The sequence below is a fragment of the Rothia sp. HC945 genome (assembly GCF_051370785.1).
Classification (GTDB): domain Bacteria; phylum Actinomycetota; class Actinomycetes; order Actinomycetales; family Micrococcaceae; genus Rothia.
Genome location: NZ_JBFCSN010000001.1, coordinates 22749 through 41528, shown reverse-complemented (window position 1 = coordinate 41528; position 18780 = coordinate 22749). Strand labels below are relative to the sequence as shown.

Annotated in this window: 18 protein-coding genes and 1 tRNA gene; 5 read left to right on the top strand and 14 right to left on the bottom strand. The window is 64.3% G+C overall.

Going from position 1 to position 18780, the window contains the following annotated elements:
- The first annotated feature begins 4 nt into the window (after positions 1-4).
- Entirely contained in the window at positions 5-190 is a 186-nt protein-coding gene (locus tag AB0Y14_RS00195; protein WP_436587297.1) for a PspC domain-containing protein, read from the top strand.
- Here the strand turns inward: AB0Y14_RS00195 and AB0Y14_RS00190 are convergent.
- A complete protein-coding gene (locus AB0Y14_RS00190; RefSeq protein ID WP_436587296.1) occupies positions 187-1716 on the bottom strand; it encodes an FAD-dependent oxidoreductase in 1530 nt (509 codons plus the stop codon). The genes AB0Y14_RS00195 and AB0Y14_RS00190 overlap by 4 nt on opposite strands.
- Before the next feature lie 70 nt (positions 1717-1786).
- On the opposite strand from AB0Y14_RS00190, the gene AB0Y14_RS00185 reads away from it, so the two are divergent.
- Positions 1787-2359 (top strand): helix-turn-helix domain-containing protein, encoded by a 573-nt coding sequence (locus tag AB0Y14_RS00185; protein ID WP_436587295.1) that lies wholly within the window; start codon positions 1787-1789, stop codon positions 2357-2359.
- Between the two features lies 1 nt (position 2360).
- Positions 2361-3401, top strand: a complete 1041-nt coding sequence (locus AB0Y14_RS00180; protein ID WP_436587294.1) for an arsenic resistance protein — start codon at positions 2361-2363, stop codon at positions 3399-3401.
- On the opposite strand, the gene AB0Y14_RS00175 is transcribed toward AB0Y14_RS00180, so the two are convergent.
- Positions 3398-4804 carry an MFS transporter gene (locus AB0Y14_RS00175; protein WP_436587293.1) on the bottom strand — a complete coding sequence of 469 codons (1407 nt, stop codon included), beginning with the start codon at positions 4802-4804 and terminating at the stop codon, positions 3398-3400. The two genes, AB0Y14_RS00180 and AB0Y14_RS00175, sit on opposite strands and share 4 nt — an antisense overlap.
- Positions 4805-5008: 204 nt before the next feature.
- Here AB0Y14_RS00175 and AB0Y14_RS00170 point away from each other — a divergent pair, with 204 nt between their 5' ends.
- Positions 5009-5578: an RNA polymerase sigma factor gene (locus AB0Y14_RS00170; RefSeq protein ID WP_436588777.1), complete on the top strand. Its 570-nt coding sequence runs from the start codon at positions 5009-5011 to the stop codon at positions 5576-5578.
- On the top strand, positions 5575-6180 hold the full coding sequence (locus tag AB0Y14_RS00165; RefSeq protein WP_436587292.1) for a methylated-DNA--[protein]-cysteine S-methyltransferase: 606 nt from the start codon (positions 5575-5577) through the stop codon (positions 6178-6180). Before AB0Y14_RS00170 ends, AB0Y14_RS00165 begins: the two co-directional genes overlap by 4 nt.
- Here AB0Y14_RS00165 and AB0Y14_RS00160 read toward each other — a convergent pair.
- From AB0Y14_RS00160 to AB0Y14_RS00105, 12 genes are all read right to left on the bottom strand, one after another.
- The gene (locus AB0Y14_RS00160; protein WP_436587291.1) at positions 6177-6683 is read right to left on the bottom strand and encodes a hypothetical protein; all 507 of its coding nucleotides are present in this window, start codon (positions 6681-6683) and stop codon (positions 6177-6179) included. The genes AB0Y14_RS00165 and AB0Y14_RS00160 overlap by 4 nt on opposite strands.
- A 65-nt stretch (positions 6684-6748) precedes the next feature.
- A complete protein-coding gene (recQ, locus tag AB0Y14_RS00155; protein WP_436587290.1) occupies positions 6749-8590 on the bottom strand; it encodes a DNA helicase RecQ in 1842 nt (613 codons plus the stop codon).
- A 68-nt stretch (positions 8591-8658) separates the two neighbouring features.
- A complete protein-coding gene (locus AB0Y14_RS00150; RefSeq protein WP_436587289.1) occupies positions 8659-9648 on the bottom strand; it encodes a serine hydrolase in 990 nt (329 codons plus the stop codon).
- Positions 9649-9858: 210 nt separating this feature from the next.
- Positions 9859-9932, bottom strand: a tRNA-Pro gene (locus AB0Y14_RS00145).
- Positions 9933-10006: 74 nt separating this feature from the next.
- Entirely contained in the window at positions 10007-11569 is a 1563-nt protein-coding gene (gene der / locus AB0Y14_RS00140) for a ribosome biogenesis GTPase Der (protein ID WP_436587288.1), read from the bottom strand.
- Positions 11562-12362: a (d)CMP kinase gene (gene cmk, locus AB0Y14_RS00135; RefSeq protein WP_436587287.1), complete on the bottom strand. Its 801-nt coding sequence runs from the start codon at positions 12360-12362 to the stop codon at positions 11562-11564. The genes der and cmk overlap by 8 nt, the downstream gene beginning before the upstream one ends.
- A 49-nt stretch (positions 12363-12411) precedes the next feature.
- Positions 12412-13542 carry a prephenate dehydrogenase gene (locus tag AB0Y14_RS00130; RefSeq protein ID WP_436587286.1) on the bottom strand — a complete coding sequence of 377 codons (1131 nt, stop codon included), beginning with the start codon at positions 13540-13542 and terminating at the stop codon, positions 12412-12414.
- 2 nt (positions 13543-13544) lie between these two features.
- Positions 13545-14615: a pseudouridine synthase gene (locus AB0Y14_RS00125; protein WP_436587285.1), complete on the bottom strand. Its 1071-nt coding sequence runs from the start codon at positions 14613-14615 to the stop codon at positions 13545-13547.
- 75 nt (positions 14616-14690) lie between these two features.
- On the bottom strand, positions 14691-15386 hold the full coding sequence (gene scpB, locus AB0Y14_RS00120; protein WP_436587284.1) for an SMC-Scp complex subunit ScpB: 696 nt from the start codon (positions 15384-15386) through the stop codon (positions 14691-14693).
- On the bottom strand, positions 15383-16210 hold the full coding sequence (locus tag AB0Y14_RS00115) for a segregation and condensation protein A (protein ID WP_436587283.1): 828 nt from the start codon (positions 16208-16210) through the stop codon (positions 15383-15385). The genes scpB and AB0Y14_RS00115 overlap by 4 nt, the downstream gene beginning before the upstream one ends.
- Positions 16211-16308: 98 nt before the next feature.
- The gene (locus AB0Y14_RS00110; protein WP_436587282.1) at positions 16309-17172 is read right to left on the bottom strand and encodes a ParA family protein; all 864 of its coding nucleotides are present in this window, start codon (positions 17170-17172) and stop codon (positions 16309-16311) included.
- Between the two features lie 147 nt (positions 17173-17319).
- Entirely contained in the window at positions 17320-18750 is a 1431-nt protein-coding gene (locus tag AB0Y14_RS00105; protein ID WP_436587281.1) for a cation:dicarboxylate symporter family transporter, read from the bottom strand.
- Positions 18751-18780 lie beyond the last annotated feature (30 nt).

Here is an 18780-nt window from a genome sequence, read left to right as displayed (position 1 = left end):
AACCATGGCACTCAAGAGATCACGCAAACACAAAGTCATCGCCGGCGTCTGCGGAGGCATCGCAGAGGCACTCGATTGGAGCCCGAACTGGGTCCGGTTCCTGTTCCTCCTGTCCTTCCTGATCCCCGGCCCACAGGCGATCTTCTACGTGGTGGCCTGGATCATCATCCCGAAGGAGGACAGAATCTAGGCCTTCTTCCGGAGCACGACCACGGCATCCTCGAGAACCGCCGGGTTCCCCTCGGGGTCGGTATCCTCACGCTTCCGGACCTCCTGGACTTCGGTCTCCCATTCGGGGCCGAGGTCCAGGGCCCGCACTTCTTCGCCCAGATCGGGGAAGTCTGCGTGGTGGTGATGTTCGGCCCAGGGCGGAGGTGCCGCATGGGAGACGAGGCATATCCGACCGCCCCGGGCCACGGCACGGCTTGCTCGCCGGAGGACGGCCACGCGGTCCAATGCCACGGGCGACTGGAAGAAACTGCCCGTGACCAGGTCGAGGGCCTCCGATGGCATCCACTGCTCGAGGTCCTCGGCCACGAACGTCGCTCGATCCTCAAGCTGCGCCTCCCGAGCCGCTTGACGTGCCCGGTCGACCGCCGTCTCGGAGATATCGATCCCTGTCGCCTTCCACCCGCGGGCGGCGAGCCACAGCACGTCGCCGCCCTCTCCACACCCGAGATCCACCGCAAGCCCGGGCTCGACGCCGTCGAGAAGGTCCACGAGAGTCGCATTCGCGTTCCCCGACCAGATTCTGTCCTGGGACCGATACCTGTTCTCCCAGAAGTCCTTGGCGGGCTCGGGAGCGGCGTCGTCGAAATCTTGGCCGACCAGATACATGTTCACCATGCCGCCGGTCACCGATCCCGCACCCATCGTGCCCGGAACCGTCAGCGCCGGATTGACGACGTTGCCGATGGCCCAGAGCCCCGGAACCGAGGTGGCCCCGAACTCGTCCACGGACAGAAAGTTGCCCAGGGGCCCGTCCGCTCTGTCCGGTCCCAGGGGCTCCAGGAAATCATCGTGCGGGCGGGAGGCGCCGCCGGCGAACAGGGCGTCGATGGGATACACGCCGTTCTCGGTACGAACCTCCGTCAGGTCTTGTCCGGGACCGTCCACGGCGACCACCGGCTCAGGGGCCAGGCGAACTCCCCGCGATTCGAGGCGCGCCTGCGTCCCCGGATCGACCCCGCCGATTCCGGACGTGAAGACGGTCAGGTCTTCGGACCACTGCCGCAACAACTCGGCACGCATGATGTCGTGCGGGGCCGTGGCCAGCAGCCCGAGGCGTCGGTCGCCGAATTCCCAGCCGTGGCAGTAGGGGCAGTGCAGTACGCTTGTTCCCCACCGTTCGGCCAGGCCGGGGATCTCGGGCAAGACGTCGGTCAGGCCCGTCGCCACGACGACGGCGCGAGCGCCCCGCCTCGTCCCTTCGGTGTCCGTGAGCACGAAATCGCACCCGTCCCGGTCGACGCGCTCGACCCGGGCCTCGACGAAGTCGACGCCGTAGGCTGCGACTTCTTCTCTCCCCTCGCGCAGCAGCTGTGCCGGGTCCTTCCCTTCGTGTCCGAGCACTCCGTGCATGTGGGCCGCGAACCGGTTCCGCGGCATCCCCTCGTCCAGGACGAGAGCCCGACGCCGCGAACGCCCCAGCATCAGTGCGGTGCTGAGCCCGGCGGACCCACCGCCAACAACAATGACATCCCATGTGTTTTCCATGATCTCGACGCTAGACCTGAACACTCAGACATGGCAAACTGTTTTGCGGAAATAGCAAGGAGTGATTTTTGTGGACGAACAGTTGTCCAAGGTGGGCCCACGACTGCGGGCAGCAAGGCAACGGCTGGGCTGGACCCTGGATGAGCTGGCGGATCGCGCGGGCATGTCCGTGAGCACGCTGTCCAGACTCGAGTCCGGCAAACGACAATCGAGCCTCGAACTGCTGTTGCCCCTGACCCGGCAGCTTGGCATCGGAATCGACGAGCTCGTTCGCGCGGATACCCCGGACCCACGGGTTCGTCGTCGTGCATACCGCCGCAACGGGACCCTCATTGCGCCCCTGAGCCCGGAGGATTCGCCCGTCAACGCGTTCAAGATGACCTACCCACCGCGGAGCACGATGCCCGAACCGGGTGTGCACCCTGGATTCGACTGGGTGTACGTGCTTTCGGGAACCTTGCGACTACGGCTGGGGGACGACGAGCTCGCGCTCGAACCCGGCGAAGCGGCCGAATTCGACACCACCACCCCGCACAGCATGTGCGCTGCCGGCAATCAGGCTGCCGAGGTGATCAGCATCTTCAACCGGGACGGTGCACGCTTTCACACTCACGGGGCGGATGGGTTCCCGGATGACGCCTAGGGTGTCATCGCTCCGAGACCGGTTGGAGAAGACCCAGGTCTGGGTATACCTGTTGGCCATTGCGATCGGACTCGGACTCGGCCTGGGAGTTCCCGGGTCCCAGCCGTTCGCGGAGGCCCTGATATGGCCCGGGCTCGCCCTCCTGATGTATTCGACGTTCTCTCAAGTTTCCCTGACCGAGATTCCGCAAGCGATTCGGGACGGCCGGTTCCTGGCGGCGGCGCTGGTCGGCAACTTTCTTCTGATCCCTTGGGCCGTTTGGGGCCTGGTTCACTGGGCGCCGGACTCCCCCGCCGCCCGTCTGGGCCTCCTCATGACATTGGTGGCGCCGTGCACGGATTGGTTCATCACTTTCGCGCAACTGGGTCGCGGGGATTCCCTCCGAGCCACGGCCCTGGCGCCCCTCAACATGCTCATCCAGCTGCCGCTCGTACCCCTGTACATCAGCCTGTTCGCCAACAATTCCGCCGGACTGGTCCTGGACGCCGACGCCCTGATCCCGGCCGCCACCGTCATCCTGGTCCCGTTGACCATGGTGGCGTGCACTGAGGCGCTGATTTCATGGGGGTCTCGCGCAGAGGGTTCGAAGCGGCCGCAGGGGCACCGAGGGCGACGCCCCGTGGCACTCGGCCGACTTGCCGCTCTATGGCATGGAAAGCTCGGTGTCCTGCCCGTGCCGCTCCTCGCGGTCGTCATCCTCTGCGTGATGACTTCGCACGCGGGCGAGGTCGTGGCTTCGCTGGACCTCTTGCCGAAGGTCGGCCGCGTGTGTGTGGCCTACCTTATGGTTGCCCTGGTCCTGGCCAAGGTTCTGGCCCGCGCCCTCCATGTGACGAAGGAGCCCGCACGCACCCTGGCCTTCACCTTCGGTACGCGGAACTCCTTCGTCGTTCTGCCCCTCGCGCTCGCTCTTCCGGCGGGGTGGGGCCTGGCGGCCGTCGTCGTGATCATGCAGTCGATCATCGAGTTGCTCGGGATGATCGTTTTCCTGTGGTTCGTTCCCCGTGTCCTCTTTCCGGACGACGTCGTCGAGGCCCGCTAACGCGCGGCCCCGGCCACGGGCTCGAAGACCGGAACCTTGCCCGTCTCCGGGACGTCGGTTCCGCGGAGGGATGCCCCCTTGGTCTCCTTCATGAACAGGCAGGCCACGAAGCCAATCAGGCACGCGCCCATCATGTAATAGGCCGGGACCAGATCGTTGCCCGTTGCACCGATCAAGGCCTCGTTGACCATGGGCGAGGTGCCACCGAAGATCATCGTCGAGACGTTGTAGGAGATGGCGAAGCCGGCGTAGCGCACCGGGGCCGGGAACATGGCCGGGAACGTCGCCGAAATGGTGCTCAGCTGAGGGATGTAGAGCAGCCCCAGCACCGCGAAGCCGATGAGCGCGAACCAGAACCCCTGGGCCATGAGCATGTACATCGGCACGGCCAGCACGAACAAGGCGATCATCGAGGTGAACCACATCGGTTTGCGGCCGATCTTGTCCGAGAGGGCCCCGCCGAAGGGCATCACGAGCATCATGGCGAACTGGGCGATGAACATGACCGTCAGGGTCGTGGAGCTCTCCATGCCGACCGAGCTCTCCAAATAGGTGGGCATGTAGGTCAACAACGTGTAGTTGACGACGTTGACCGCGACGACGAGGCCGAACACGATCGACATCTGGCGGAAGTGGCCCGTGAACAGATCCCTGAGTCCGCCGCCCACGGAGCTTTCCCTTTGCGTGTCCTCGAGCTCCTCGAAGATCGGCGATTCGGAGAGTTTGGACCTCAGGTACCAACCGATCAGACCGAGCGGGCCCGCAACGAGGAACGGAACTCGCCATCCCCATTCCATCATCGTGTCGTTTCCGAGCGTGAGCTCACCGATCAGAACGATCAGCGAACCGAAGGCGAAACCGCCCAGAGTCCCGAATTCGAGGAAGCTTCCGTAGAATCCGCGGCGCTTGTCCGGCGCGTACTCGGCCATGAAGGTCGCCGCGCCCCCATATTCGCCACCGGAGGAGAAGCCCTGGATGACACGCAGGAGGGCCAGCAGGATGGGCGCGAAGACTCCGATGGTGTTCACATCGGGAATCAGGCCGATGCAGAAGGTCGCCCCCGCCATGAGCACGATCGTCATGGCCAGCACGCCCTTGCGGCCGAGCTTGTCGCCGATCGGCCCCCAGACCATGCCACCGATGGGTCGCATGATGAAGGAGAGAGCCAGCAGGGACAGCGTCCAGAGCTGCCCGTTTCCCCCGGGAAAGAAGTGATGCGTCAGGTAGGCGGTGGACACCGCATAGAGACCGTAATCGAACCACTCCGTGGCATTGCCGATCGCCGATGCTCCCACGGCCTTCCGAACCGTCTTCAGGTCCGGCTCCACCGGGGCGGGCGCGGTCGAGGGGTCGCTGACGCTGGTACGACTCGCGTGAATATGGTTCTTCGGTTCCTGTGCCATAGTTGGCCAATGCCTCGCTGTAGACCCAACCGCACTCCTGCGGCGTACTTTGTCCCGACTGACGCTAGAGGGAGGGTTTGTGGCAGTCAACACGAATACGGGCGCCCAGAACCGGTATTCCGCGGAATAGATGGGAAGTAGGCTGATGAAATTAATTTTGGGACGTGACCTCACTTCCGCACGGTGAGACGCGACTGCCTCATGATGAATCAGAAAATTCCGTTCGAGACGATTGTTCGGCACCACGGCCCCACGGTGTGGCGGGTGTGCCGCGCCGTTCTGGGACCCGGCCAGGACGCGGAGGACGCTTGGGCCGAGACTTTCGTGGCGGCCCTGACCGTCTGGGAAGGGCTTCCGCCCGACACCAACGTCGAAGCGTGGCTCGTCCGCGTCGCTCGGAACAAGGCCGTCGACGTCGTCCGCTCCTCCGCTCGGCGCGCGGTGCCGACCGCCTCCCCGCCCGAGACCGCATGGGAGGACGACGCGGTTTCCCGCGCCGGGGTCGATCCTGCGGATGCCGCCGTGACGCGGGAGCGCGAGGACATGCTGTGGGGTGCCGTCGATGCGTTGCCCGAACGGCAACGACTCGCGGTGGCCTATCACCACCTCGGCGGGCTGCCCCACGATGAGGTCGCCGACATCATCGGAGGCACACCGGCGGCGGTGAGGCGAGCGTCGTCGGACGGAATGCGGGCCCTGGGACGACGACTCGGCGTATCGGGCCAGGAAGACGATCCCCACGATCTCGACGCGAACACGGGAGGCACATCGTGACATCCCCAGAAGGACTCACCCCGGACTCGTTCCCGGTGAATGATCAGACCATGAAGGCGTTGCATCGGCGTCTGGAGCGAAGAGCCCCGGCAGAAGGCGTCGTCGACATTTCCTACAGGACCCTCGAGACCCCCCTCGGCCGGTTGATGCTTGCCGCCACGACCGAAGGCTTGCTCCGCGTGGCATTCGAGAACGAAGGGTTCGACGCCGTCCTGGATGCCCTTTCCGGCAGCGTGAGCCCTCGCATCCTGGAAGTACCTGCGGCGTTGGACACCCCGGCTCGGGAGATCGACGAGTACTTCGGGGGCCGCCGCCGGACCTTCGACCTGCGCCTGGACCGGACACTGTCCCGCGGGTTCAGGGGTGAGGTGCACGAATACCTCCCCCGGATTGGGTACGGAGAGACCCTCAGTTACAGGGATCTCGCCCAACGGGTCGGGAATCCTCGCGCGGTCCGGGCCGTCGGTTCGGCCTGCGCGACCAACCCACTACCGGTCGTCGTCCCTTGCCACAGGGTCCTGCGAGCCGATGGAGCTTTGGGAGGGTATGTGGGCGGCCTCGAGGCCAAGTCGGCCCTTTTGGAGCTGGAAGCCTCGGGCTAGGAGAACCGCTCCTGGAGGTTCCGAACCGTTCCCGCAATCTTCCCAGGATCGACCACTGGGAATCCTTTGGCCTCGAGGACCTTGGGGTCTGTGATGTCGGACCAGTCGCAGTAGTTGGTCACTGACGTGCCGCCGTCGGCTTTCTCGAAGAGCCACCCCCATCGCCAACCCTGGGGGTCGTTGCCGTAATCCGCGACCAACCATTCGATCCCGTCGTCTCCGATGCGCGTCACGGTGTTCTCGACCTGGTACTTCGTGGTGCCGTCGGTCCAGAGCATGTCCATGACAAAGACTTGGCCCTCGGAGTCCAGGGCTCCCTGCACGGCGTCGCCCTTGGATCCGGGATCCGCGCTGGCCGCCCGAATCATTCCGGATCCGTCCACATCGGCCTGGTTGCGCGGGTCGCGCAAGTATTCGTACAGAGCGTGAGGTGACGCTGCAACGAGTCCGGACGCCGAAACGGATTTTTCTGCGGTGTGAGTCTGTGCCTGTGGTTCGTTCATTCCACCATCGTTGCAGTCAGATCATGGGGCGTCCAGGGCGGTCTCGAGAAGGCGCCTGGCCGCAGTCAGGCTTCCCGGACCACGGACAGCACGGCTTCTCCGTAGTGTTCGAGCTTTTTCTCGCCGATCCCGCTCACCGCGCCCAATTCGGAGAGGCTGGCGGGGGCCGAACGGGCGATCTCGATCAGCGTCGCGTCCGGGAAGACGACGTAGGCCGGCACTTGCTGCTCCTTGGCCTGGCCAGTCCGCCACGTGCGCAGGCTGTCGAAGACGGCCCGTTGCGCGTCGTTGAGCTCGGCCGAAGCCAGCGACGCACCGCTCGCCTTCCTGCCTCGACCCTTCTTGGTCACCGGGCGGTCCGGTGCGGACCGGAGCATCAAGGTTTCTTCGCCGCGGAGAATCGGCCCGGCCGCGGGGGCCAGGACCAGGGCGCCGAACTCCCCCGTCGTCGAGATGATGCCCCTGGCCAAGATTTGCCGGACGACGGCGCGCCAGGCAACCTCGCTCAAATCGGAGCCGATCCCCCACACGGTCAATTCATCGTGCCGGTACTGCGTCGATCGATCATTCTCCTTGCCGCGAAGTACGTCGATGATCTGTCCGGCCCCGAACCGTTGCCCGCGTTCGCGGTCCAGCCTCACGATGGCGGAGAGCAGCTTCTGGACAGGGACGGTCGCATCCCAGGAGGCGGGCGGGTTCAGGCAGGTGTCGCAATTTCCGCAGGGTCCGATCTCCTGGCCGAAATAGCGCAGAATCTGCACTCTGCGACAGTCGGTGGTCTCGCACAGGGCCAGCATCGCATCGAGGTGGCGTCGCTGGATCCACCGGAAGTCCTCGCTGCCTTCGGAGTCGTCGATCATGCGACGCAGCTGGACGACGTCCTGGAGCCCGTAGGCCAACCACGCGGTCGCCGGGAGGCCGTCTCGTCCGGCGCGGCCCGTCTCCTGGTAGTAGCCTTCGATGGACTTGGGGAGGTCCAGGTGAGCCACGAACCTGACGTCGGGCTTGTCTATGCCCATGCCGAAGGCGATGGTCGCGACCACCACAACCCCATCCTCCCGCAGAAACCGACGCTGCCCTTCGGCACGCTCCGATTCGCTCAGGCCGGCGTGGTACGCGACGGCGTCGACCCCCTGTTTCCGCAACCAGGTGGCGGTCTGGTCGACGCGCTTCCTGGAGAGGCAGTAGACGATGCCGGCGTCGCCGTCGTGCTCGGTGCGGATCAGCTCGAATAATTGCTGGCGGGCGTTGTTCTTCTCGGTCATCCGGTACTGGATATTGGGCCGGTCGAAGCTCGAGACGAAGTGTCGCGCACCGTCGAGCTCCAGGTTCTGCGTCAGCTCGCGGTGGGTCGCCTCGGTCGCCGTCGCCGTCAAGGCAATGCGCGGGACCTGGGGAAAGCGACCGGCCAGCACGCTGAGCCCGAGATAGTCCTTGCGGAAGTCGTGGCCCCACTGGGCCACGCAGTGTGCTTCGTCGATGGCGAAGAGCCCGATACGCACCCTGTCGAGGAGGTCCAGCGTCCGTGCCTGAACCAGACGTTCGGGGGCCATGTACACGAGGTCGTATTCGTTGTCGACCAACCCCTGTTCTACGGACCGAACGTCTTCCGGCGCCAAGGTCGAGTTGAGGCAGGCGGCCCTGACACCGACCGCTTCCAGGGCATCGACCTGGTCCTGCATGAGTGCGATCAGAGGCGAGATGACGATTCCGACGCCTTCACGGACGATCGCCGGAATCTGATAGCACAGCGACTTGCCACCGCCCGTAGGCATGAGCACGACGGCGTCGCCGCCTTCGGTCACGTGGTCGATGATCTCGGCCTGGTCTCCGCGAAAGTGCTCGTATCCGAAAGTAGAGCGAAGGACGTCCTGGGGCGTGGTGGGCGTTTCTGGTCCGGGGTTCACCCGTCCACGGTATCGGTTCTGGCACGCGACCGGATGCGGCCCTGTGGATGGATGCTCTCCCGTGCCCGTCACAGTGCGTCGAAGTATGTTTTGACTGCCTGATTGGCGATCTTCTGGCCCTCTTCGAAGGATTCGAATCCTACCGAGACCACGGCCACGGAGTAGGCGGCATCGTCTGTGAAAACCGCGCCCATGGACGTGATGTTCCAGGTTCCGTCGTCGTTGGGAAGCCAGCCATTCTTGACCTCGACAGTACGCACCTGCTTGTCTCCGGCACGCCCGTTCTCCATGGAACCGACGCCCCAGCCCTGGGATTCGTCCGCAGGGGACATGAGGGATCTCAAGTACGTCATGTCGTCCGGGTGAACCCAATCGACGCCGTCAACCAGCGCACGCGCCACCTGCACCTGGTCTGCCGAACAGGTGGTGTTGTCACCCCATGTTTTTGCGGAACGCGTGTATTGGACCCCCAATCTGGTGTAGGTCAGATTGATTGCGTTGGCAGAGAGCGCTTCCCGGTCGTCCTGATTGGACGAGATAGTGTCCGACGGGTTGTCCGCCAACGAGCTGAACAGCTCCGCGGTGGCCTCATTGTCAGATTGTTCCACGGAGCGACGGATCAGTTCCCGCTGATCATCGTCGATCTTGCCGCCATGCTCTGCCACCTGCCTCATCACGGACAGCGCGATCGGAACCTTGACCACGCTGGCCTCATAGCTCTCCGTGTCACCGTGGTCGTCGAATTCCTTCTGACGTGAGTGGTCGAAAACGGACAGCCCGATTTTGGCCGAGTACTCCGTGCGGAGGGCATCCAGGGTGATCTTGGGGTCGCGCCGGTCACCATTGGTACCGGAGATATCGCCCGAACATGCGGCGAGCAACCCAGTCGCGGCCGCTCCCCCGGCCAATCCCAGGAACGTTCTGCGGGACGGCTCTGCGGCAGAGATCATTCCGATGCGACGGTGCCCGTGCATCGGAGAGGCGTTGTCCACCTCGTGCTGTTCGCCGCGGGATTTCCCTGCATGGTCGGCGATGCCGTTTCGCCTGTGTGGAAACATAACCTTCCACTTTACGTCGCTTTCAGGCACTTCTCGATACCGCAGGTGCTTTTGGAGCATGTCCTTGGGCACACGCCACGATGAGGTGAACAACGACGCCGTCGGATTCGATCCTTCGGCGGCCCGTGGAATCGAGGCGGCAATTTTGGGCCCCGGATACAAAAAAGCCCCGGAGCACCAACACATGGTCGGTGGTCCGGGGCAGTTCCGTCGGGTTGACAGGATTTGAACCTGCGACCCCATCACCCCCAGTGATGTGCGCTACCAAGCTGCGCCACAACCCGAAACCTTGCTCGGACAACGCCCGAGCACTCGATCAATAGTACAGGATCCGGCGCCCGAACGCACATCCGAGGGGCTAGCGGCGTCGACCGCCCTTGCCGTCACGGGAAGCCGATCGGCGTTCGCGCACTCGCATCGAGATTTCGAGCGGCGTCCCTTCAAAATCGAACGTCTCGCGCAGTCGCCGGATGATGAACCTCCGGTACCCGGGGTCCAGGAATCCGGTCGTGAACAGCACGAACTTCGGCGGACGGGAAGAAACCTGCGTGCCGAAGAGAATTCGCGGCTGCTTGCCCCCTCGCAGCGGGTGCGGGTGCGCCGCGACGATCTCCCCCAGGAACGCGTTCAGTCGGCCCGTCGGAATACGCGAGTCCCACGCATCCAGAGACCTCAACAGGGCCGGAACCATCTTGTCCTTGTGCCAGCCGGTCTTCGCAGAAATATTGACCCTGGGTGCCCATGAGACATGGGACAGATCCCGGTCGATCTCACGCTCGAGCTCATCACGACGGTCCTCATCCAGGGTGTCCCACTTGTTGAAGACCAGGACCATGGCCCGCCCGGAGTCGATCGCGAGTTGAAGGATACGGACGTCCTGCTCCGAGAGCGGCTCAGAGACGTCCAAGAGCACCAGTGCAACCTCCGAACGTTCCAACGCCGTCTGGGTCCGCAAGGATGCATAGAATTCCGCGCCCTTGGCCATGTGCTGGCGACGCCGGATCCCCGCCGTGTCCACGAAACGGAAGGGTTGCCCGCCCAATTCGATCAGTTCGTCCACCGGGTCACGGGTCGTACCCGCGATGTCGTTGACGACTGCCCGATCCTCCCCCGCAAGCTTGTTGAGCAACGACGACTTGCCCACGTTCGGTCGTCCGATGATCGCGACGCGTCGGGGCCCTTCGAACAGCTCGGGTTCGGCGTACTGCGAGTGCTCCGGCATGACCTTGAGCACCTCGTCGAGAAGGTCGGCAATGCCGCGACCGTGAACACCGGACACAGGGTGGGGCTCGCCCAACCCGAGGCTCCACAGGGCGGCCGCCTCGGGTTCTTGGTACGAATCGTCGATCTTGTTGGCTGCCAGCAGCAGGGGCTTCTTGACGCGCCGGAGCATCTGGACGATCGCCTCGTCCATCGTCGTGATGCCCACGAGGGCGTCGACCACCAGCACGACGACGTCCGCGTGCGCAACCGCAATTTCCGCCTGCGCCGCGACCTGTGCGTCGATGCCCTTCGCGTCGGACTCCCACCCGCCGGTGTCCACCAGAGTGAAGTGCTTGCCGTTCCATTCGGCCTTGTAGGACACGCGGTCGCGGGTGACGCCAGGCTTGTCCTCGACCACGGCTTCACGCCGACCGAGGATTCTGTTGATCACCGTGGATTTGCCCACGTTGGGCCGACCGACCACGGCTACGACGGGATCGGGTTCGTCGGTGGGCTCGGAACCGATGTCGAATCCCCAGTCGACCAGAAGTTCCCGGTCTTCGTCCTCGAGCTCGTACTCGTCGAGCCCTGCACGGAGCGCCTCCGCACGTTTCTCGGCCTCTTCGTCGTCGAGATTCGCCAGGTGCTCCTCGACCTCGTCCTCGGCGTCGGCACCGCCCAAGTATTTTTCCTGGTACTCGTCGAAATTCTCAGTCATTGTCGTTGCTCTTGTCGCTCTCTCCATGGTGCTCGGCGGTCGTCGTCCGAATGACGTCGATGACCGCCCGCACCGTCTGGTCGAAATCCAGCTCGGTCGAGTCCACCAAGGTGACCCCGTCGGCTGCTTCGGTGAAATTGTTGACCTTGGAATCGGCGGCGTCGCGCTGGGCGACCTCCAGCTTCAACCGGTCCTCGTCCCCGGTCGCTCCGATCTGCTCCCCGCGGCGCTTCATGCGCGCCTCCTCGCTGGCGGTCAGCAGGATCCTCACGGAGGCGTCCGGAGCGACGACGGTTGTGATGTCCCGTCCCTCCGCTACGATCCTGCGCCCGTTGGACACGATCTCCATGCGCTGCCGACCGATGAGGGCGTCGCGCGCCTTCTGGTTCTTGGCCACCACTGAGACGTTCTCGGTGACCCGAGCTTCCCGAATGGCTTCGCGGATATCGATGCCGCCGACCATGATGGTTTCGACGATCGGATCGGTGCCCATCTGGAGCTGGAAATCGTTCGCGGCCGCAGCCACGGCGTCTTCGTCGTCCAGATCGACACTCGCCTCGAGGCACCACCAGGTCAGGGCCCGATACATCGCTCCCGTGTCCAGGTATGCGAGCCCAAGGCGGTTGGCAACCTCCCGGGAAACCGAGGACTTGCCGGATCCGGAGGGGCCGTCCACGGCCACGACCAACTCCGTCCTCCACGCTTCGGTCTGGTCCTCGTGCTTGAACTGGGATGCGGCCGGTTCTGCGGGTACTGCCGCCTCCTCGAGGGCCTCCTGATTGTCCTGGCTCATGGTGTCCTCCAACTCGTCGTTTCCGGCCCGTAGCCGGGCGCTGCAGTGTCTACTCTGCGATCTTCCAACCGCGCTCCGTCAGATCGTGGACCAGGCCGTCGCGGGCCGTGGGGACCACGGATATCTCGACCATACCGACCGGTTGGCCCTGGGAGTGCTCCATCCTCATGTCTTCGACATTGACGCCGATCTCTCCAACCTCCGTGAGGAGGCGGGCGATCTGGCCCGGGGTGTCGTCCACGAGCACCGTGAGCGCGGAGAACGCCTTGGGTGCGCCGCCGTGTTTGCCCGGAATTCGCGCGACGCCGTCGTTGCCCTCCGTCATCAGCTCCGCGATGTCCAGTCGGGCGCCGTCGGCCGTGGGCCGTTCGAGGGTAGCGATGAGCCGGTTCAGGTCGTCGCGCACCCCGTACAGGGTCTCGACCACGGGCCGGGCATTCGCGGAAAGGATCTGGACCCACATGCCCGGGTCCGACGCCGCGATGCGCGTGGTATCCCGGAGCCCCTGGCCGGCGAGGCTCAGGGACTCGAGCGGCGTTTCGCGCAGACGGGACGCCAACAGTGACGACATGACCTGCGGTACGTGTGAGATCAGGGCGACCGTCGCGTCATGCTCTCGGACGTCCATGGTGGCCACGTTCGCGCCCAAATCCGTAGCCAGCCCCCGGGCCAGACGAACCGTTTCGGGTGCGACGTCGTCGTGCTCGCAGATCACCCACGGGCGGGACATGAACAACTCGCCGCGCGCCGCGACAGGCCCAGACTTCTCCCGACCCGACATGGGGTGGGTACCAATGTATCTGCTGAGATCCGCCCCAGTCTCGCGCAGAGCCAGAAGAACCGGTTCCTTGACGGAGGCGATGTCCACGACCGCCGCCCGCGGGTAGTCCACGAGCGCCTGGGCCACGGTCTGCGCCGCGACATCCGGAGGGGTCGCGACGACGACCAATTGCGGATCAATGTCGTCTCGCGCCGTCTCCTGCCCGACCTGTTCGACCAGACGCGCCAACGACCGACCGGCCCCGATGTCTGCGGCGACGGCTTCGGTGGTCGGAGAGATATCGGAAACCCACGTCTCCACGCCCTGCACGGACAGGCCGAGCCCCACGGAGGCGCCCAACAGTCCGGAACCGACGACCAGCACGGGCCCTGACACCGTCGCGGAAGAATTCCGATTCATCGTCACAGACCCACCGAGGACAGCAGGGCGCCGATTTCGACCTTCGACAAGTTGCGGACCGTCCCTTGCTTCTGGGATCCGATCCGTACCGGTCCCATCTCGGTGCGCACGAGTTTCTCCACGGGGTGGCCGACCGCGTCGAAGAGTCGGCGAACAATGCGGTTCTTGCCGGAATGGATCGTGACCTCAACCAGGAGGTGCCCCGGCGTCGAATCGACGAGCCGGAAATCGTCCACGCGTGCGACGCCGTCCTCGAGGCGTATCCCCTTCTTCATTTCGTGACCGACGCCGTTTTCCATGGGTCCGCGCACCTGCACCAAGTATTTCTTCGGCACCTCGTAGGAGGGGTGGGTCAGCCGGTTGGCGAGTTCGCCGTCGTTGGTCAGCAGGAGCAGCCCTTCGGTCGCAACGTCGAGGCGGCCGACGTGGAAGATTCTTTCCTTGCGCTGCGGATTCAGGTAATCCGAGATGCACGAACGGCCCTCGGGGTCCTCCATGGTCGCGATGACACCCTCGGGCTTGTTGAAGGCATAGTAGACCTTGGAATCGTCCGTCTGGATGGTCACGCCGTCCACCTGAATGTGTGCCTTGCGCGGGTCCACTCGGACTCCGAGCTCGGTGACGACCTCGTCGTCGACCATCACTCGGCCCTCGGAGATCATCATTTCGCACACACGGCGCGACGCGACACCGGCCTGGGCCATGAGTTTCTGCAGACGGACGCCGTCACGGTCGTAGACATCCAGGCGGTCGGCCGGTTCGGCGCGCGGGCGCCGGGGACGGTGCGGTCCCTTGTACTCGTTGTCGGGCCGGTATTCGCCGCGCTCCCGCGCGAAGATCCTCCCGGCCTGCCCCTTCCTGGGCTTGAACTTCTTGGCGTCGGACTTGTTGGCGCCCGATTTCACGGAGGGCTTCTGCGACCGTCCCGGGGCTCCGGGGCGCCCCGTACCCTTGAAATTCTTGTTGTTCTTGGACGCACCACCGCGCGCAGGGGGTTTTCCCTGCGCTCCTCGCGAGCTTCCTCGCGAGGAATTCTTGCCGGTGTTCTGACGTCCCGTCGATCTGTTGGCCATGATGTGTTCTTTCGGTGGTGTTGATCCAATTCTTTGGTGCGCGGCAACCGTGCCGGGTCGGCAAGGCTCCGCCGATCAGCCGCCCTGGAGGCGCTGTTCGTATTCGCCGATGTCTTCCACATCGGGAAGGTACGGCGAAATCTTGGGGAGTTCGTCCAAGGACTCCAACCCCATTTTCTCGAGAAACAACGGTGTCGTCACGTAGAGAATCGAACCGGATTCCCCCGGTTCGTCGTCTTCCGTGACAAGCCCCCTGGTCTTGAGGGTTCGCACGACGCCGTCCACGTTGACCCCGCGAATGGACGAAACTCGTGCTCGGGAGACGGGCTGGCGATAAGCGATGACCGCGAGGGTTTCCAGTGCGGCCTGCGACAACTTCGAGGTCTGGCCCTCGAGGATGAAACGTGAGACCCACGGCGCGAACTCTGTCCGAGCGTAGAGTCGCCACCCTCCGCCGACGCGACGCAGTTCCATCCCTCGTGGCTCTCGGGTGCCTTGACCGTCTGAGGAGTCCTCATCCGTGACGCCGTCGTTCGCGAAGGATTCAGTATACCCGTCATAATCCCTGGCCAGTTCATCGAGGGCTCGTTCGACTCGGGACACGGGCACCAGCAGGGCTTCGACCAGCTCGAATTCGTTGACCGCCGTCTCCGAGACCATCAGGATCGCCTCGACTGCAGCTTTGATACCGCCCGGCACCAGATCCACGCGACCCGGTTCTGACTTCTCCGGCGTCGTCGTCTCCTGGTCGGTCTCCGTGGTCTCGCTCATTCTCCGTCCTCCCCCGCGTAATCGTCGTCGGCCAGACGCGCCGCCGTCCAGCCCTCCTCCGTGCCGACCCAGCGGACCGACAATTCTTCCAGGGGACCTTCCTGAGCGAACCCGACGACGCGGTCCCGGTACATCTCGAGCAGGGCGAGGAAGCGAACGACGACGACCAGCATGTCCTCGGCGTCCGAAACCAATTGGGTGAACGTGGCGGGCGTTCCGTCCATGACGAGCGCGGCGATGTGTTCAGCCTCGTCGCGCACGGTGACCCGGGCCCCGTGCAGGTGGTCCAGACCGACTTCGGTCGACTCCTCGCGTTTGGGCCGCATGGCATTCTCGGCGAGCTCGGCCAGTCGTTGCGGACTGGTGGTGACAATGAGTTCAGGGAGCAGGTTCGCGAACTCGGGTTGCAGGCCTCCCGGCCGGGGGAACCTGCTGTTCTCGGCTTCCATGCGACCCGCCAGAACGTGTGAGATGTCCTTGAACGCCTTGTACTGCAGGAGCCGCGCGAAGAGCAGATCGCGTGCCTCGAGCATCGCGAGGTCTTCCTCGTCCTCGACCTCGCCCGCGGGGAGCAGACGAGCGGCCTTGAGATCCAGGAGGGTCGCGGCGATCACCAGGAACTCGCTCGCTTCGTCCAGGGCCTTCTCCAGACCCGTGTCGCGCAGCGCCCGAACGTATGCGATGAATTCGTCCGTCACGGCCGCCAACGCGACTTCCGTGATGTCCATCTCCCGCTTGGAAATCATCGAGAGCAGGACCTCGAACGGCCCCGCAAAATTCTCCAGGGACACCGCGAACCCGGTGCCCGCAGAGTCTGCGGGCACCGGGTCCTGGGCGACGGCTTCGTCCGTGCCCTGGGAGCCCGACCGCCCTTCGTCCGGAACGAGTTCCGGGTCGGCGGGAATCCCCGAAGCGGTCGGTCTCAGCGAGACCCTCCTCGACTGATGAGCTCCTTGGCCAGCTCTCGGTAGGCGACCGAGCCCGTGTGCGTGGGCGCATAGCTGAGGATCGGCTCGGCGGAGACGGTCGCGTCCGGGAATTTGACCGTGCGCTTGATCACGGTGTCGAAGACCTTGTCCCCGAACGCGTCGATGATGCGCGCGATGACTTCCTTGGAGTGAAGGGTTCGCGAGTCGAACATGGTGGCCAGGACGCCGTCGATCTTCAAATCCGGGTTCAGCCTGTCCTGAACCTTTTCGATCGAGTCCACGAGCAGAGCAACCGCACGCAGAGCGAAGAACTCACAAATCAGAGGGATGATGACGCCGTCCGCCGCGGTCAGGGCGTTGACCGTCAGGAGACCGAGCGACGGCTGGCAGTCGATCAGGATGACGTCGTAGTCGTCCTTGAGTTTCCTGAGGGCACCGGAGAGGACCTGTTCGCGAGCCACCTCATTGACCAGCTGCACTTCGGCGGCAGACAGGTCGATATTGGCCGGCAGAAGATCCATGTTCTCGAATTCGGTACGACGAACGGCCTCGTGGACCTCGACCTTGCGGTCCATCATCACGTTGTAGATCGTCGTGTCCAGTTCGTGGGGGTTGACGCCGAATCCTGCCGACAGGGCGCCCTGCGGGTCGAAATCGACCATGAGAACGCGGCGGCCCAATTCGGCGAGCGCCGCACCGAGATTGATGGTCGAGGTCGTCTTGCCGACGCCGCCCTTCTGATTGACCATGGCGATCACCCGTGCCGGCCCGTGGGAGTCCAAGACGGCCGGTTCCGGGAACTGCCGGATGGGACGCCCGGTGGGGCCGAGTTCTGGTTCGGAGTTCTGAGTACTCACGCACACCCTTTTCAGATCGTTGGGCACATATGACTGCCCTTAACCCTACAACCCACCATCCCTCAGATACGGATCGAGGTGGCCCCGAAGCGCACGCCCCATCTATGGGGTGCGGATCGGGGCCACCTCGATGCCGGGAGGAGCAGGTTATCGGTCCTGGACCGCGGTTGCGGACCCCGTGCCCCCGGAAGAACCTGTCCCCTGGGTCGCGGATGCCGAGGCGCTCTCGACGGGGACGGCCTGCTTGTCCTCCCCATCGATGTCGCCGTGGAAGTCACCGCCCATCGTCGATTCGTCGAATTTCAATTTCCCGTCGAGCACCTGATGGACTCGGCCCATGTCGATTTCCTTCGACCATTTGCCCATGAGGAGGGCGGCCACGGCGTTGCCCGTGAAGTTGGTGAGCGCACGGGCTTCGGACATGAAGCGGTCGATGCCGAGGATGAGACCGACCCCGTCCACCAGGTCCGGACGGTGGGATTTGAGCCCGGCCGCGAGGGTCGCGATTCCCGCGCCGGAGACGCCGGCCGCACCCTTCGAGGCGATGATCATAAACACCAACAGCGAGATCTGCTGCCCGAGTTCGAGGGGCTTGCCCATCGCATCGGACACGAAGATCGACGCCATCGTCAGGTAGATCGCCGTCCCATCCAGGTTGAAGGAATAGCCGGTCGGGACCACGATTCCGACCACGGGCTTCGAGACTCCGACGTGTTCCATCTTTGCGATCAGACGGGGCAGCGCGGCTTCGGAGGACGACGTCGAGAAGATCAGCAGGTACTCCCGCGCCAGATACTTCATGAGTTTGAGGATGTTCACCCCGGTCGCGAACTTCAGCAGCGCGCCCAGGACGACCACGATGAACAAGATACAGGTGATGTAGAAGCCGATCATGAGGATCGCCATCTGCCCCACGGCTTTGAGCCCGGTCGAGCCGACCACGGCGGCCATGGCCCCGAAGGCGCCGACCGGCGCAACCCACATAATCATTCCGAGCAAGCGGAACACGAGGGCCTGGACGTAACCGACGAACTTGAGGATCGGCTTGCCCGCCTCCCCCATCCGTTGGAGAGCGAAACCGACGAGGAGGGCCACCAGCAATGTCTGCAGGATCTTTCCGGAGGTCAGCGACGAGAGCAAGGACGTGGGAATGATCCCCATCAGGAATCCGGAGAGGCCTCCGGCCTCTCCACCCTCGGAATCGCCCTCCGGCGTGTATCCGGTGGGTTCGTAGTGGAGGTTGTCTCCCGGGTGGAGCACATTGCCCACGATCAGGCCGATGGCGAGGGCGAATGTGGACATGACAAGGAAGTAGATGATTGCCATGCCACCGACTTTCCCGACGGTGATGGCCTTGGCCACCGAGCCCACGCCGAGAACGAGGGTGCAGAAGATGATCGGTGAGATCATCATCGTGATGAGCTTGACGAATCCCTTGCCGAGCGGCTCCAGGGACTTTCCGACACCCGGTGCGACGAGGCCCACGATGACTCCGAGGACGACTGCCAGGATCACCGAGACGTAGAGCATGTGGGTACCGTCTTTGTACCACGGCTTCTTCGCTGTGGACTGGTCCATGACGCTCTCCTTTCAGGTTCGAGTCGATTG